This window comes from Nitrosococcus watsonii C-113, assembly GCF_000143085.1.
GTDB lineage: Bacteria > Pseudomonadota > Gammaproteobacteria > Nitrosococcales > Nitrosococcaceae > Nitrosococcus > Nitrosococcus watsonii.
In genome coordinates, this window is record NC_014315.1 from 1,976,705 (window position 1) to 1,993,474 (window position 16,770).

Sequence of the window (16,770 nt, forward strand, 5' to 3'; positions counted from 1 at the left end):
ATGACCTGCTTAGAAGTATTTTTTGCACGAGCATCACTGTCTTATAGCACTACTCATTACAGGGGCATCCCAGAGGCTCCAAGGTTCCGCTGCTAGACTCATCACCTATACGTAGGCATCAGCGGCTAATTCCAAGGGGGGCATTTGCCATGGAGCAATTGCGGTGTGCGGGACTGAATATCTATTTTTATTTTCAGATGGTTTGCATCCAGACTCTGGCCAAAAGATGCCCTCACTAGTCAGGATATTCCAAGCGTCTGGATACTCTTGGTAAACACCTGCTAGCAACGTCTTTAGATCATCCAGGCAAGGATAGCGTTTGCCACGATGTTCGATGGGGGGGGAAAAAGGTGTAATTTGAAGGCCAAAGCGTTTTAAAGCCCTTATCAGCGCCGATGTGGCTAGAGAATACCAGTGGGTAATTCCGTGTTTATGGCTCAATTGAATTGCAGCGGCCACTAACTCTAGTGTGAGATGGGAATAGAGCAGACGTGTCCAGTGGGAATGCCCCCCTTTAATCCTTCCTAAACGTCCTGCCTCTATGGGGGGAATGTCTATAATTCGTTGCCTGGCGTTCTTTGAAACTGCAAACCTGGAAATTTCTGCAGGTAAATGGGTGGAAGAAGAGTTTACGTCTGCCTGGGTAGCGGTCATCAGAGAAGTACAGCAGGTTTCAATAGGTAGTTGATTGCCTGGATTGGAAGAGTTGGGAAGTACTAACCGAACAGTTGCAACAGCTTCGCCTGTGGCTCGGTGGCGAATAAGAACGTGCAACGAATGATCGTCAAAGATGTCTTTTTCTTTTTTGTTGAGGAAACATGATGCCTTTTCAAAAGAATTTTCAAGGCAATAAACTTGATAACGTAGCGCAAATACTTCGTTTAATAAGCTAGCTGAATTTGCTTCTATTACTTCAAAGTATTGCGAAAAAAGATTATGAGTAAGAAGCAATTCTGAATTATTATTGGAGGAATAGTTGCAGGTAGCTAAAGAAAAAAAGGGGATTGCCATTATCTGTTTTCCTAACAAGAGTTAATTTTCAAAAGGTTAAAACGTTTGGACTTGTTATTTTTAATGAACTATAATTATGCAAAAAAAATGCCATTATTTGTTTATGGGAAGAGATTTTAAATGATAGGGAAAACCCTATAATCCATTAATTAGTTAGCTAAGCTAATGAAATTGCTTTATATAAAAATCTAGGGAAGGAGCGGTTGGCGCTTAGTATTTGGTTTATTAAGAATAATGAACTGTAAAAAGTATAAGCAGAAGAGATATACGTATTTTGTCGCTAAGAACAGACGGTCATTCGATAAATACCTTTAGGTATTTGTAATTATTACTATTTATATGTGGTCACAAGGAGACAAGGCTGGTTTATATTTTTTATGTTGTGGCTTTTTCCTTATCTTTAATTAAATGTATTAGCGAGATATACATTGGATGTACTCCGGTCTCCTAGCCGAGATGCGAGGCGGCGTAGCGGCGCACGAGGAGCGAAGGCAATAATATCTAAGTATTGTTGACGGCGACGCTTCTGCTATGATGTTTCTTGCGAAGCTAGTTGAAATGTGTAGAACACACGATCTGTACGGGATGAAATCTGATCGCGCCTTGTGCCGGGAAGTGCATTTGAATGTGGCCTATCGTTGGTTTTGTCGTTTGGAATTCACCGATTCGGTGCCCCATCATTCCTCGATGAGCCGCATCCGGGATCGTTTTGGAGAGTCGATTTTTGCTGAGATCTTTGAGCGGCTTATCCGGCATTGGCAGGAGGAAGAAGAGTAGCTACCGAGGTCAACGTCTTTTGGCAGATGCCGCCTGGTGGAAGCCGATGCGGCCCTAAACTCGCTAGTGAAACGTGCGGAGGGTGATCCCCATGCACGGGCGCTGAAAAGCTACCAGCGTTGCTATCACGATTTTAGAGAAGGTAAGCGAGATCGAAAATACGCTAACCAAACCCATGTCAGTAGCACCGATCCCGATGCCAGTTTAGTCTCTCGCCAGGGGGGATACAAAAAGCTCTGCTACAAAGCTCATTTTTCTGTGGATGCGGACAGAGCCGAATGGTCACGGACTGTTTCGCTACACCAGGAGCCCGGCACGAAGGTCCAGTGCTCCCGGGGCGAGTGGCCCATCTCTGCCAAACGCTTGGTCTGCCTGTCAAGGAGGTCATCACTGATCGGGGATACGACCGTGGCCCTACCTATGCGCAACTGCTCGAGCAGAAAATCCGTCATTATATTCCCTTGCATGACCCCTATATAGGTCGGTCGCGGAAAACTCACACCGCGCGATTTCAGCTATGACCGACAGAAGGACCGCTACCGCTGTCCCCAGGGCTATTATCTTTACCCCTATGGAAAAAGCGAGCGAGGATCGGTAAAACGGTACCGCCTCACGGGTGGCTATTGTCGCACTTGCCCGATAAATCAGACCAGTTTACCTGAGAACCACAAGCACAGAGCCCGGTTTGTTTATCGCGCTCTTCACCACGACCAAGTGGAGGCGATGCGAAGACGGCAGAGTACCCGCGCCTTTCGAAAACGACTCACCGAGCGTCAATGGAAGATCGAGGGCCTATTTGGGGGAGCCAAACAGAACCACAGTATGCGCCGCGCCCGCTACCGCGGCCTGGCAAAAATTCAGATCCAGCTCTACCTTATCGCCATTGCGCTCAATTGCAAACGGCGGGTTAAATTCATTCTTTTTTTGGGGCAGAGATTGCTTAATATCTTTCAGCGCCTATCCTTTCGCCATGCGGCTTTGGCAAAAGTCCACTTTACTTCTCAGCCTATCGCTGCTACTTCACTACAGAAATTTTTCAACAGGCCGTCTAGAATTTTACAGCCCACTCAAAACCTCACTTAACCTGACTAACCAACCATTTATCCTCTTGGATAAGACCAGGTGGTTATCCAGAACCGACGTTATTTAGTGTAAAATATCTGCTTATAATTATATACCAATGTATAAGGATATTCGGAAAATAAGGCATTCTTCCCTCATCATGTATAAATATTTAAAAATATGCTTACAAGCAATCCTTATGGGGCTACCTTGGACGGTAGCTACTGCAGCTTATCCTGCTATAAATATTATTGGAGCAGAAGCAGATACCCGTATATTATTTGTAGCAGCCTCCTATTCAACAGCAGTCACACCACCAAACGGCGCCATCCAGGGCGCACGAATTGTGCATTCTGACGGAAAACCCTATGCTTCATTAAAGTCAGTTTTGCCCCAGAATCCGATTTTTACAATTCTTCGTCCCGTCGCTATGACTGCTCATAATACTTGGGCTGGAGCCTTCGTCGAGCCAACCTTCTTAGGGGAACTAGCTAATTTTCGCGATTGGGCCGGCGCAATGGATCAGTGGACAGACCTCGTTAACCAAAACCGCTTCCCTTCCCCCGCGGGGCTTCCACCCGGGCCAATCCTTTTAAAAAGCGGGGATGTGTTAATTCTTGGACCATTCAATGACTGCATCCATACGCTTGCAGGAACAAAACCAGCTTGCTTCGATAATCATTTTCCAAACCAACATTTAGACAATCTTTTTCTAAACCTTGATGAGGTGGTTGCTGAGGCAGTGGCTCTAGGATTAACCGTGTATGTACCAGGCTATCCAAATTTTAGCAACCTTGATTTAGGGCTGACACAGCAGGTTCTGCTGCCCCCAGGAACCGAAGTTATAAATAGTATAGATTATGCCTTGCTTGCCAGTGAATACGAGGCTCATTTTAGAAATAGGCAAAATGTTGTTTTCATACGCACAGATGACATCATCATCTCGCATATTGGCGACGGAATGCATCTCAAGCGAAAATATCATGAAAAAGTAGCAAACCGTATTATGCAGCATTTCGCTAGAAACCGCGGCTACACAACTAAAAACTTATTAAAGGGTTTTAACAAATTATTACATAGAATCATTAAAAAAATTATTAAAGGCTAAGTTATAAGGATTAAACGGTCTCTAATAGCCCTTCTAGATAAGGACTACAATTTCGGCAACTAGCATATAGATGCTAAAGTCTCATTCTCTATGATCAGTCCAAGAATTATAAGTTTAATCACGCATTTCATATTTATCTAATAATGCGTATAAAGTAGGACGAGTCACGCCGAGGAGTTCCGCTGCCCGTGAGAGATTGCCATTCACCAAGGTGATGGCGCGGGTAAGCGCCTCCCGTTCGGTATGCTCTCGTATTTGACGCAAATTTAGGGACAAGGATTGCTGTTCGGCGAAGGCGGGCAAATCCAAATCTCCCGATGCAATACGGTTGCCTTCCACCATTATCACGGCCCGTTTTATGCAATTTTCTAGTTCTCTAACATTGCCAGGCCAGGTATAAGTCTCAATAGCTCTAATAGCATCATCTGTAAAACCGCGGACCGCTTTACTCTGCGTGTGCGAAAAATGCTCGAGCAGCACCCGCCCAATGACTACCGCATCGCCTGGGCGTTCCCGCAAAGGCGGAAGAGTCACGGTAACTTCAGCAATTCGATAATATAGATCTTCCCGAAATTGGTTTTGAGCAATAAGCTCTTTTAAATCCTGGTTGGTCGCGCAGATAACCCGCACATCCACAGGGATTTCCTCACGGCCACCCACCCGCTCAATCACCCGTTCTTGCAGAAAACGCAGCAGCTTGGCCTGAAGGCCCCGGGGCAAATCCCCGATTTCATCTAAGAACAAAGTACCCCCATGAGCGTATTCGATCTTGCCCCGAGTTTGCCGCACAGCCCCCGTAAAGGCTCCTTTTTCATAGCCAAAAAGCTCGCTTTCTAAAAGGTTCTCTGGAATAGCCGCGCAGTTAATCGCCACGAAAGTTTGCTCTCGGCGATAGCTCAGTTGGTGCAAGGCCCGAGCAATAACTTCCTTGCCCGTACCGCTCTCACCCAAAATAAGCGCGGTGACATCAGCGGGTGCAATCTTCTCAATGGTACGACATATTTTCTTCATTCCAGGGCTGACGGCAATCACCCCTTCCAGGGAGGAATGACCAGCCCGCCGTAAACGCCGATTTTCCATCTCCAACTCATAAAGCCGGTAAGCCCGATCAATCGTCAATTTAAGAATGTCGGGATCGATGGGCTTCGAATAAAAATCGTAGGCACCCGCCCCCACTGCTTGCACCGCATGCTCCTGGCTGTCATTCCCTGTGATCACAATGATTTTGGTATAGGGTGCCAGAGCCAGGATTTCCTGCAAGGAGGCCATGCCTTCGCTGACGCCACCAGGATTAGGAGGCAACCCAAGATCTAACGTTACTACCGGAGGTTCATGGCGGCGTACTAATGCAACTGCTTCCTGACGATCCTTAGCTACTGCTATTTCATAACCACAAAAAGCCCACCGCAACTGGCCCTGCAAACCAAGATCATCTTCCACGATCAGCAAGTTTTTCTTACTGCTCATGAAACTGCCTCCTTCACTTCTTCCATCCGAGATCTTTCCACCTCGCCTTGAGGTATCCGCAGCACAAAACAAGTTCCTTTACCCGGCACGCTGCGGACTTCAATATCTCCTCCTATCTCCTGGATATATTCCTGCACCTCAAAAGCTCCAATCCCCATGCCCGTAAGCCCTTTAGTGCTATCAAAAGGGCGAAACAACCGTTCCCGAACAAAGGTAGGATCCATGCCCTGTCCGCTGTCTTCAACCTCTATCCGAACTATTCCTCTTTCTCTACTTACCCGTAAAATAACGCGTCCTTCAGGCAAAGTTGCTTCTTGGGCATTCTGGATTAAATGTCCTAAGATACTCTTAAACCGTTCTCGGTTAGCGCATATCCCAATAAAATCTTTATCTTCTCCCTCCACTTTTGGTCTTGGCCGCTGGACGGCATAATGTTTTACCAGTTCACGAGCCAACGCCACTACATCAAAGATTTCCTGCCGTTCTTCCTCCCCCGTGCTGCGGAGTTGACTCATTAGCCGTTGCATTCGCTGGACTGCGTGGTGGATAGTCTGTACGGCATCATCAATAAATGCTGGGTTATGCTTATGGTGTGCGGCGTTACGCACCAGCAAAGAAAGCTGCGCAATGAGATTTTTCAGGTCATGGACCACGTAGGCAGAAAATCGATGAAAAGCAGCGAATTGCTGGGCTTGAGCCAACTGTTCGGCTGCTTCTTGATGAGCCAAGTAGCTTGCTGCTTCCCGGCCGGTAGTACGTAAAAGATCTCGATCCTCCCAGTCCAAATCCGCTCTCGCCTGGGAGCGAGCCAAAACCAGAAAACCCACCAATGATTCCCTATGAATTAAAGGTACAATCAGCCATAGCTTGGGCAACCTATTAAACCATTCTGGTATCGGCACAGGATGGGCCGCCTCCCCCTCCGCGCCTTTTTCTACAATCCATTCTTGTTCCCGCAGGAACTGAAGAAATACTGATTGCTTCGGCTCCATTAAGCCCTCTGGAAAAGGGAAATTCCAGACAAAAGTCGGTACATAATATTTCTCTTTGGCCTGCCACAGCACACCACCCGGGCTTTCCACGATCTGAGCGAGAGCTCGAGTGACTCGTTCTCCTAACGGGATCGAGGAGTCTTCCGAAAGCATACTAATAAAATGTAACCATTCCTCGCGATAGTCATATTTGTAATTAAAAAAATGTTTGCTGATAAAAACCCGCAACTTCGCCTTTAATTGGCCAGAGGAAAGGAGCGACAGAAGCAGTAAAGCAGCCGCAAATAAAAAAACGGCCTGGGCCATAATTCCCCAGGAACCGCCAAAATGGCGAACATAGTAGCCTGCACCGGCCATAGCCAATAAATAGAGTCCCGCCCCTAGAATAGTTGCAGTATGAAATACCATCTGCCGGGAAACATAGACGTCTGGCGACCATTGAGGGTTACGCGCAGCCGAAACTGCAATAAAAGGAACTACCATAGCATTAGCTAGACCACGGGCAGACCATACCCCTGCATCGATTACTTGTAATAGCAGAGCATCCGCATAGAGAAAAAAATCATAAACGAATAAAGCGGCAAGCCCAAAACAGAGATATTTAATCGCCCATCGTTTATCCCGAGGAACGGAACGCAGCAGTTGCTCCACCAGCATTAAACCAATAACTGCTAGTAGTATTTGCCCTACCAACACAATCTCATGGCTTAGTTTGGCGCCAAGCAGCCATTCTAGCCAGGAAAACCCAATTAACAGTCCCCCTTGTAAAAGTACAAAGATGAGAACTAACACCGCAAGTCTGCGGGTAAGCCCTTGAAACTTAAAATTAAAGCCTAACGCATGAAAAAGAAAAGCATACCAGACTCCATCCCGAAAAGTTTCCAGTACCTGGGCCCAAAGCGGCGAAAGATAATCAGCATATGAGTCATAAGCTGAGATAGCTAGCCAACTTGCATTTACTGCAACCGCAAATAGCAACATCCCCCCCACGGGACGATTACGGTAGCCGATAGCTAGTATAATGAAAAGAGCAGTAAAGGCCGCCGCGCCAGCACCATAACTGATCAATGCCAAATTATTCATGATGTATTGACTAACAAGAAGCTCAGCGGGCTCCTTTTCCAAGCACAACAACTTCAACCGTTTGCAACAAAATCATTAGATCTAAAAAAAGACTGTAATTTTTAACATAGTACAGATCATACTGGAGCTTCTCGAAAGCGGCACTCTCCGTACTACCGTAGGGATAACATATTTGCGCCCAGCCGGTCAGTCCTGGTTTAACCCGGTGGCGTTCCCCATAGTAAGGCAACTCCTTAGCTAAAGTTTCCACAAATTCTGGCCGCTCGGGCCGTGGCCCTACAAAACTCATCTGCCCCCATAAGATGTTAAAAATCTGTGGCAACTCATCAATCCGGGTACGCCGCAACCACCGCCCCACAGGCGTAATACGAGGATCACCGCTTGCTGCCCAACGGGCTTTTCCATCCGCTTCGGCATCCTGACTCATGGTCCGAAATTTAAAGATATAAAAGGGTTGGCCATTTTCACCCACTCGCCGCTGACGATAAAGCACTGGTCGGCCACTCTCCCGTAAAATTGCAATCACGGCAAACAGCATCAATGGAGAGCAAAAAATAAGCAACATTACACTCGCGGTGATATCAAAGAGCCGCTTAGTAAATTGCCGCAGGAAATGGTGATGAAAACCGCTGGAAAACAGAAGCCAGCTAGGATACATAATATCAATTTTGAGCTTACCGGCCGTCTGTTCAAAAAAATCGAGCACATCAGTTACCGTAACTCCTGCCATGCGGCAATCCAGTAGTTCCTTGTAGGGCAGACGGCCTCGGCGTTCATCAACAGCAATCACGATTTCATCAATACCCCCGTGCGTTACGTACTCCTGAAGCCCCTCCCCCACCTCTACTAATTGCTCTTTAGGAATCAGGGGGATCTCCCCCGGCAAGGGAGCATAGCCAACGATATCAATACCAAGCCGGTCAGAGCGGCGGCGGAGAGTATTCACCGAAGCTGCGCGCTTTTCCGTACCTAATATGAGTAACTGCCGTTGCAGACCCTGTAGTCCCATAAGATAAAGAAAAAAAGCCCTGGAAAGGAGTAGTGCGCAAGTAGAAATAATAATGCTAAGCACGAGAATACCCCGGCCTAGATGGAATTCAGGTATAAAATAGAAAGTAACCGCCATCAATGTCCCCGCTACCAACATTGCCACTACTAAACGGTTAAAAATTCCTGCTAAACCATAGCGCTGGTGGCGACGATAAAGCCCAGAGGCAATCAGAGCAATGATCACCACAACGGTATAAATTATCGCCTTCGGCCATAAAGGCCCTAAATTCTCCTGAATGAGCTGATAATTTCCCATAAAGCGTATAAGCGCGGCTAACCAGAGACTGAAAAATAAAATAACTGACTCACAAAAAGCGAGAATTAAAAAAGAGCGTTTAATATGATGGTTAAAGAAGCGAACAGTGCCCACTTTTGTCGTCCCCCTACATTAGTATCTCAAAATTGCTCTAGCTTCTTGAATATGAAAAAATAATCCCATCGACGGCTTTTATCCTCAATAGAGGAAAGTCCAATCAGCTAAGGGTGGCGGGTAAACTTAACAATAAAGAATGCGGCCGACAGATTAGTCCGCTTCTATATCGGCGAGTATTTTTATTAGTTTAACCATTTCTAGATGATTAGACTGGCTTGCTGACATTTCGCCATAGCTTAGCGCACAGCCTCTTTTCGCCTTGTCAGCTTAGAGAATTCGCACTTCAGTGCGGTCTTCGATCAATAAGTTGAGCCGCCGTGATTTTTACCTTTTAAGGAATCAATCCCTGCTTCATAAACCATATTGGCGAAGTAGCACTTACAAGGATTAGGGTCAACCATCACCCTGTTGGAACACTATCCATGATATAGAAACGCTTCAACTTAACCGTACCTAGCCTTGAAAGTTTTAACAATTTTTTTATGTTTAGTACTAGAATGCTCGGCCACATGTGATGTGTCCAATGGATGCTGGTAGCGTTTTTTATAAGGGCGGATATTGAGTGCAAATGGTGGAAAAATGCTTAAACGCCACGCCTTGGTCAATGATTTTTTGAGTATGGCAACTGGAACCCACCCCACTGCCCAAGAAGCAACTTCAAGTATTAGTAAAACAGGAAGACCGCACACTATCGAATTTAGCGGAGACAATAGGGAGCGCCTGCGCCAAACATGAATCCATAAGAGGATAAAACCTACTAATCTTGGCGCGCCCGAGAGGATTCGAACCTCTGACCTTTGGCTCCGGAGGCCAACGCTCTATCCAACTGAGCTACGGGCGCCTAAAATAAAGAAGGATACCTATTTCTAGCGTAGGCGTCTATGTTCTTAGCAAAAATAATATTTAAACCTATCTCCTAATAACACATTAATTCTAATCAGGACAGCTAACACCATGAACAAACAAATTCATAAAATGAATTTTCTTTCCCCTCAATGCCTGCTTTCTATTATGGGTATGGGAATAGTTACTCTTTCCCTCTTAGCTGCTGGATGCACGGAACAAACTGCCGAAACCAGCTCTCCAGAAGCCATTGCTAAGCGTATCGAACCAGCGGGGAAAGTAAATATTGCCTCCACACCGGAAAAAACCAGCGAAACGCCCGATACCCCTGCAAGCTCTGAAGAAAAATCACCAGCAGCACCTGCTCCTGCAAAAAACAAAGAAAACGCCCCGGCTGCTAACAATGACGAGACACCGCCAGCCACTAAGGGAAAAGAGTCCCAGCTCAACCATGGCAAAACAATAGTTAAAAATAGTTGTGCCGCTTGCCACACCGGCAATTTGCCGGGAGCTCCCGTGATTGGGAATGCGGAAGACTGGACGCCTCGCCTTACTCAAGGCGTGGAAATTCTAACTCAACATGCCACTCAAGGTTACAAGGCTATGCCACCTAAAGGCGGTAATCCTAACCTCAGTGATGAAGACATCGCTGCGGCAATTGCTTACTTCATCTCCCAAGTAAAAAAATAAGAACAAATCCCAATATTATGATGCCTCTCCCTGTTAACGTTAGGGAGGGGCGCTTTTCCAAATAAACATCTCGTCCGGAATCCGCTCTTTCACCCTTTCGCGGTATCAACACATTTATGATCTATTAAGTTGTTCCAAGTCCCGGACCGCCCCTTTCGCCGCTGAGGTAGTGAGCGCCGCATAGGCCCGCAGCGCCAGGGATACAGTACGATTCCGATTAACTGGCTGCCAAGCCTGCTGCGCCTTTGCCTCCATGGCTCTTTGACGCCGCGCTAATTCCTCCTCGTCCACTGCGAGATGAATACGCCGGTGAGGAATGTCGATCTCAATTCTGTCACCCTCCTCTACCAAACCAATAGTACCGCCTTCAGCCGCTTCAGGAGAAACGTGGCCAATGGAAAGCCCCGAAGTCCCGCCAGAGAAGCGACCATCCGTGATGAGCGCACAGACTTTGCCTAACCCTTTTGATTTCAGGTAACTGGTGGGATAGAGCATCTCCTGCATTCCAGGGCCCCCTTTGGGGCCTTCATACCGAATAAGCACCACGTCACCTGGCTGGATTTTATCTCCCAGAATAGCTGCTATCGCCGCCTCCTGACTCTCAAACAGCCGGGCCGGCCCGGAAAAAATCAATATCGACGGGTCTACTCCAGCAGTCTTGACAATACAACCATCCTTTGCGAGGTTACCATAAAGCACCGCCAACCCCCCATCCTTGCTGTAAGCATGGGCAATATCGCGAATACAACCTTGCGCCCTATCCAAATCCAGACTTTCCCAGCGATTCCCTTGGCTAAAAGCCACTTGGGTAGGAATACCTCCCGGAGCGGCAAGATAGCGACTCTGGGCAGCCTCATAGCTGGAGCGGACGATATCCCATTGATCAAGTGCTGCGCCCAAAGTCGGGCTATGAACGGTTGCCATTTGGCGATGGATCAACCCTGCCTGATCTAATTCCCCCAAAATACTAATGACCCCCCCTGCCCGGTGAACATCCTCCATGTGATATTCTGGCGTGGCAGGAGCTACTTTACACAAATTGGGCACCTTACGGGACAAGCGATCAATATCCGCCATCGTGAAATCCACTCCGCCTTCCTGAGCAGCGGCCAGCAAATGAAGCACCGTATTAGTCGAACCGCCCATAGCGATATCCAAACTCATGGCATTCTCAAAAGCCCCAAAATTAGCAATTGAGCGCGGCAAAACAGTTTCATCATCCTGCTCGTAATAACGTTTTGCCAACGCCACAATCAAGCGTCCTGCTTCTAGGAACAATTCTTTCCTGTCAGCATGAGTCGCCAGCAAGGAACCATTGCCTGGCAATGCTAACCCCAAGGCTTCGGTCAGGCAATTCATCGAGTTAGCGGTGAACATCCCGGAGCAAGAACCGCAGGTAGGACAAGCTGAGCGCTCATAGGCCATTACATCGGCATCGCTTTCAGCAGGGTCAACCGCCGCCACTATGGCATCTACCAAATCTAAGCTTACACTCTTACCCCGAATTTTAACCTTGCCCGCTTCCATGGGCCCACCCGAGATAAATACTGCTGGAATATTTAAGCGCATGGCAGCCATCAGCATACCCGGAGTAATCTTGTCACAATTAGAAATGCACACCAAAGCATCGGCGCAATGGGCATTGACCATGTATTCTACTGAATCGGCAATGATTTCCCGCGAAGGCAAGGAATACAGCATGCCACTGTGCCCCATGGCAATCCCATCATCCACTGCGATGGTATGGAATTCCTTGGCCACGCCCCCGCTCTTTTCAATCTCCCGGGCGACTAGCTGCCCTAAATCCTTGAGGTGGACATGACCGGGAACGAACTGAGTAAAAGAGTTGGCAATGGCAATAATAGGCTTACCAAAATCGCCTTCTTTCATCCCGGTGGCCCGCCACAAGGCCCGGGCACCAGCCATATTACGACCGTGAGTCGTCGTTCGGGATCGATAAGCGGGCATAAACCACCTCCAAAAAAATCAGTTTAATCTTATTAGAACTTATTTTACCTCGGAATTAAACATGAATGTTGAATGCCCCCAGCGAGCGTGCAAAGTGCAACGGCGCATCGAGCGTGAGGGCAACGAAACGGCGCACGGCTGTTGGAAACAGCCAAGCGAGACTTAACCGCAAGTCCCAAAGCTCTCCAGCCAATCGTGCGAAAACCAAATCATAAATTGATGACTACTAACGGAGCATCTCCCGCAAATTAGCCAGATGCACTTGACCCCGCTCCATCCGTTCTACGGGGTCACGGGGAGTTCCTTCCCGCTCCCATTGAAGATCGGCGGCCGGTAGTTCCGACAAAAACCGGCTAGGTTCACACAGGACGGTTTCCCCATACTGCTGGCGCTTTTCCGCCATGGTAAAACAAAGACTCCTTTGAGCGCGGGTAATCCCTACATAGGCCAAGCGCCGTTCCTCCTCTAAAGCGCCCTGCTCCACGCTGGTCCGATGAGGCAGCAATTCTTCCTCCATCCCCACCATAAAAACGTAGGGAAATTCTAGGCCCTTTGCGGCGTGGAGAGTCAATAAGTTAACTGCATCCCGGTCCTTTTTCTCCTGGGTTCGCTCCAGGATATCTTGCAAGCTTATTTCCGCTACCAAATCGCCTAGGGTCCGGCGTTCATCTCCCCGCTGATAGAGGCGTTCCAGCCACCCTACCAGCTCCTCCACATTAGCCATCCGCCGCTCTGCGGTACGCCGATCATGACAATTTTCATTAAGCCAGGCACGATAATCAATGTCAGCAATGAGGTCCCTTATCACTGCAACGGGATCGCCACGGCGGCCCCGATCAGCCAAATCCACAACCCACTCGCAAAATCGGCGCAGCCGAGGCAAGGCTTCACTGGAAAGATGCCCTCCTAAGCCTAATTCAAAGCCCGAGGCTAGCAAGCTCTGCCCCCGCAAAGCCGCGTATCCCGCCAGCTTTTCCAGGGTGACCGCTCCGATTCCCCGGCGCGGCGTATTGGCCACCCGTAAAAAAGCATTATCGTCATCCTCGTTGGCCAACAGACGCAGGTAAGCCATGATATCCTTGACTTCGCCCCGCTCGAAGAAGGAAGTCCCTCCGCTCAAAGCATAGGGAATACCATGGGCACGCAAAGCCCGCTCAAAGGGCCTAGATTGATAGTTGCCCCGGTACAGGATGGCGTAATCACGGCATGCCGTACGGTACTTAAAACGATGGTACATCAGTTCAGCAACGACTCTATCTGCCTCATGGTGCTCATCCCGGCAACTCAACACCCGAATGGGATCGCCTTCGCCCAAAGCACTCCAAAGCCGTTTTTCAAAGACGTGGGGGTTAGAGCTAATCAGCTGATTGGCTACCCGTAAAATGCGAGTGGTGGAACGGTAGTTCTGCTCTAGCTTAATAACCGTAAGCTGGGGAAAATCTTCTTTGAGCTGATGCAAGTTTTCCGGCCTGGCGCCCCGCCAAGCGTACACGGACTGATCATCATCTCCCACCACGGTAACGGCACCTCGTACGCCAGCCAAGAGCTTAACCAACTGGTACTGGGCTGCGTTGGTATCCTGGTATTCATCCACCAGCAGATAACGGACATGCTTCTGCCAACGACTGAGAATTTCCGGACGCATCGTTAAAAGATGAACAGGCAAGCCAATCAAATCATCGAAATCGACGGCATGATAAGTCCGCAGGCGTCGCTCATAAGCGGCATAAAGCTGGGCCGCTATGGTTTCTTGATCGTTGCTGGCCCTGCATAAGGCTTCCTCAGGCGTCACTAAGGCATTTTTCCAGGTGGAAATTTGCCACTGGAAGCTGCTTTCCTCTCCGCCGCTACTAAACTCTTGCTGATAGAGATCGCAGATAAGTGCGCGGCTATCCTGGGCATCCAGCAAAGAAAAACCCGCTTTCAGCCTGAGAACCTCATGTTCGCGGCGCAAGAACTTGAGTCCCAAGGCGTGAAAGGTAGAAACGACTAACCCCCGGCTTTCTCCCTTGGTGAGTAATTGTCCTATCCGAGACTTCATTTCCCGGGCGGCTTTATTAGTGAATGTCACTGCTACAATGGACCGCGCCGACACATGACATTGTTCAATGAGATAGACAATTTTATGGGTAATCACCCGGGTTTTACCGCTACCAGCGCCCGCCAACACCAACAGGGGGCCATCGATATGGCGGACTGCCAAACGCTGTTGGGGGTTAAGATTTGACAAGGGAACGGTCTAATCGCCGGTAACCAATCGCTTCGGAAAGATGGGGCGTGCGAATAGTGTCGCTTCCTTCCAAATCGGCAATCGTCCGGGCAACTTTCAATATACGATGGTAGGCACGAGCCGAAAGCCCTAACTGCTCCAAGGCCCGCTCCAATAGCTGATAATCCTTCTCTCCAAGGCGGCAAATCTGTTCTACTTCCCGGTTGCTTAACCTGCTGTTAGGTTGCCCAGAACGGGCTAGCTGGCGCTCCCGCGCTGCTTCCACCCGGGCTTGAACCTGGCAACTCGTTTCCATCCCATTCTCACTTTCGGTTCGCAACTGATGCAAGGGTACGGGCGGCACCTCGATTTGTATATCGATGCGATCTAATAAAGGCCCGGAAATCCGCGCTCGGTAACGTTGTACTTGCTCCATGGTGCATCGGCAACGGCCTTTAGAATCGCCTAAATAGCCACAGGGGCAAGGATTCATGGCGGCTACCAACTGAACTCGGGCCGGAAACTCGGCTTGCTGGGCCGCGCGGGAAATGATAATCCAGCCCGATTCCAGAGGCTCCCTAAGGACTTCCAGTACCCGCCGCTCAAATTCTGGCAACTCATCGAGAAAGAGCACGCCATGATGGGCCAAAGATACCTCTCCTGGCCGTGGCTGCCCGCCCCCGCCTACCAAGGCTACCCCGGAAGCCGTATGATGGGGCGCTCGGAAAGGCCGTTGGCGCCAGCGGCTAACATCAAAACCTTGGCTGCTGATAGATTGCACAGTAGCGCTTTCCAGGGCTTCGGCCTCGGCCATCTCAGGCAAAAGCCCTGGCAGACGGCTGGCCAGCATGGTCTTGCCAGTTCCCGGTGGACCAATCATTAACAGATTATGAGCCCCTGCGGCTGCCACCTCCAGCGCTCGTTTGGCATGGTACTGGCCCCGAATATCTGCAATATCCCCCTTTTTATCAGTAACCACTTTAAGGGGATTGGGAGTAAAGGGAGTTAATCGCGACTCACCTCGAAGATGTTGGCAAATCTCTAACAGATGAGAAACCCCTAATACTTCAACCTTGGACACGAGGACCGCTTCGGGAGCATTTTCTTCAGCAACCACCAGGCTACGACCCGCTTTTGCCGTTTGCAATGCGACGGGTAACACTCCACGGATACTTCGCACCTTTCCACTTAAGGCAAGCTCGCCGGCAAATTCATAAGCCTTTAACTCAGAGGAAGAAATCTGCCCCGAGGCCGCTAAAATACCCAAAGCAATCGCCAAATCAAAGCGCCCCCCTTCCTTGGGCAGATCCGCAGGTGCCAGATTTACCGTAATACGACGCGCTGGAAATTCAAAATGACAGTTAAGCAGCGCACCCCGCACCCTCTCTCTGCTCTCCTTAACAGCAGTTTCCGGCAGGCCCACAATAGAGAAAGCAGGGAGGCCATTTGAGAGGTGGACTTCCACGGTCACTAAAGGGGCATCCAGACTCGCCTGGGCCCGGCTATAGGCAATTGCTAGCGACATCTATGACATAGGGTATTTCTTGTCTATCTTGCAAAGACTCGCATTTCCCAAGGATTTTTGAGCGTCAGCCATATCTCCTCTATCTTCTCCTGCATACCTCTCCGAGGGCGTTATTTACTCATCTTTTAGATGAGGATAAGGTAATAATGCTCTTAAGCTCTCTAGGAGATAGTGTACATTGCTATTTTTTTAGCAGGAGCTGTTAAACGCTGGTCTCAATCCGAATCTATTCTATTAACTTCTCCTCTGGCGCTTTCTGGGATTCTTGTGGCGTTTTGGTAAGGTCGGCTTGCGCCTCAAGGGAAGCAACCTGGGTAGCCAGATGCTCTAACTTCATGCGGGTGCGTGCTAGCACTGCTTGCTGAAGATCAAATTCTTCTCGGGTTACCAAGTCAAATTTAGCGAAGGTACTACTCAAAACGGCACGAAAGTTTTTTTCTACATCCCTCTGAAAGTCCTGTAGGCCCGGCGGAACGGCATCTGCCAGCTTACGGGCGAGTTCATCCAAAAGCTTCGGTTCAATCATCGGCTTATCCCTCTATAGCCTAGCGTAATCACAAAAATTAAGTATATCCTACATCTTGCCCTTTTGAACCCTACCAAAATAAAGCA

General features: G+C 48.7%; 12 protein-coding genes, 1 tRNA gene and 1 pseudogene. 5 read left to right on the forward strand and 9 right to left on the reverse strand.

Annotated features, from left to right (window positions below):
• Positions 1-105: 105 nt before the first annotated feature.
• Positions 106-1,011: a PEP-CTERM/exosortase system-associated acyltransferase gene (locus tag NWAT_RS08765; protein ID WP_013220744.1), complete on the reverse strand. Its 906-nt coding sequence runs from the start codon at positions 1,009-1,011 to the stop codon at positions 106-108.
• 558 nt (positions 1,012-1,569) lie between these two features.
• On the opposite strand from NWAT_RS08765, the gene NWAT_RS08770 reads away from it, so the two are divergent.
• The 4 genes and pseudogenes from NWAT_RS08770 to NWAT_RS08785 all read left to right on the forward strand — a co-directional run bounded on the left by NWAT_RS08770 (position 1,570) and on the right by NWAT_RS08785 (position 3,958).
• Complete coding sequence (locus NWAT_RS08770) at positions 1,570-1,788, forward strand: transposase (RefSeq protein WP_041350958.1); 219 nt, start codon at positions 1,570-1,572, stop codon at positions 1,786-1,788.
• A 278-nt stretch (positions 1,789-2,066) separates the two neighbouring features.
• A complete protein-coding gene (locus NWAT_RS08775; protein ID WP_041350628.1) occupies positions 2,067-2,309 on the forward strand; it encodes a hypothetical protein in 243 nt (80 codons plus the stop codon).
• Between the two features lie 34 nt (positions 2,310-2,343).
• Positions 2,344-2,871 (forward strand): annotated as a pseudogene (locus NWAT_RS08780) (transposase); the annotation flags it as partial.
• 139 nt (positions 2,872-3,010) lie between these two features.
• Complete coding sequence (locus NWAT_RS08785; protein ID WP_041350630.1) at positions 3,011-3,958, forward strand: hypothetical protein; 948 nt, start codon at positions 3,011-3,013, stop codon at positions 3,956-3,958.
• 114 nt (positions 3,959-4,072) lie between these two features.
• On the opposite strand, the gene prsR is transcribed toward NWAT_RS08785, so the two are convergent.
• From prsR to NWAT_RS08805, 4 genes are all read right to left on the reverse strand, one after another.
• Positions 4,073-5,425 (reverse strand): PEP-CTERM-box response regulator transcription factor, encoded by a 1,353-nt coding sequence (gene prsR / locus NWAT_RS08790; RefSeq protein WP_013220746.1) that lies wholly within the window; start codon positions 5,423-5,425, stop codon positions 4,073-4,075.
• Positions 5,422-7,500 carry an XrtA/PEP-CTERM system histidine kinase PrsK gene (prsK, locus tag NWAT_RS08795; RefSeq protein ID WP_013220747.1) on the reverse strand — a complete coding sequence of 693 codons (2,079 nt, stop codon included), beginning with the start codon at positions 7,498-7,500 and terminating at the stop codon, positions 5,422-5,424. The genes prsR and prsK overlap by 4 nt, the downstream gene beginning before the upstream one ends.
• A gap of 22 nt (positions 7,501-7,522) precedes the next feature.
• A complete protein-coding gene (locus tag NWAT_RS08800) occupies positions 7,523-8,920 on the reverse strand; it encodes a TIGR03013 family XrtA/PEP-CTERM system glycosyltransferase (protein WP_013220748.1) in 1,398 nt (465 codons plus the stop codon).
• Between the two features lie 767 nt (positions 8,921-9,687).
• Positions 9,688-9,764 (reverse strand) — tRNA-Arg (locus NWAT_RS08805).
• Positions 9,765-9,877: 113 nt separating this feature from the next.
• Here NWAT_RS08805 and NWAT_RS08810 point away from each other — a divergent pair.
• Complete coding sequence (locus tag NWAT_RS08810; RefSeq protein WP_013220749.1) at positions 9,878-10,456, forward strand: c-type cytochrome; 579 nt, start codon at positions 9,878-9,880, stop codon at positions 10,454-10,456.
• 114 nt (positions 10,457-10,570) lie between these two features.
• Here the strand turns inward: NWAT_RS08810 and ilvD are convergent, their stop codons facing one another.
• From ilvD to ubiK, 4 genes are all read right to left on the reverse strand, one after another.
• Positions 10,571-12,424 (reverse strand): dihydroxy-acid dehydratase, encoded by a 1,854-nt coding sequence (gene ilvD / locus NWAT_RS08815; protein WP_013220750.1) that lies wholly within the window; start codon positions 12,422-12,424, stop codon positions 10,571-10,573.
• Positions 12,425-12,650: 226 nt separating this feature from the next.
• On the reverse strand, positions 12,651-14,654 hold the full coding sequence (gene rep / locus NWAT_RS08820) for a DNA helicase Rep (RefSeq protein WP_013220751.1): 2,004 nt from the start codon (positions 14,652-14,654) through the stop codon (positions 12,651-12,653).
• Positions 14,641-16,158 carry a YifB family Mg chelatase-like AAA ATPase gene (locus NWAT_RS08825; RefSeq protein WP_013220752.1) on the reverse strand — a complete coding sequence of 506 codons (1,518 nt, stop codon included), beginning with the start codon at positions 16,156-16,158 and terminating at the stop codon, positions 14,641-14,643. The genes rep and NWAT_RS08825 overlap by 14 nt, the downstream gene beginning before the upstream one ends.
• A gap of 226 nt (positions 16,159-16,384) precedes the next feature.
• A complete protein-coding gene (gene ubiK / locus NWAT_RS08830) occupies positions 16,385-16,684 on the reverse strand; it encodes a ubiquinone biosynthesis accessory factor UbiK (protein ID WP_013220753.1) in 300 nt (99 codons plus the stop codon).
• Positions 16,685-16,770: the final 86 nt, after the last annotated feature.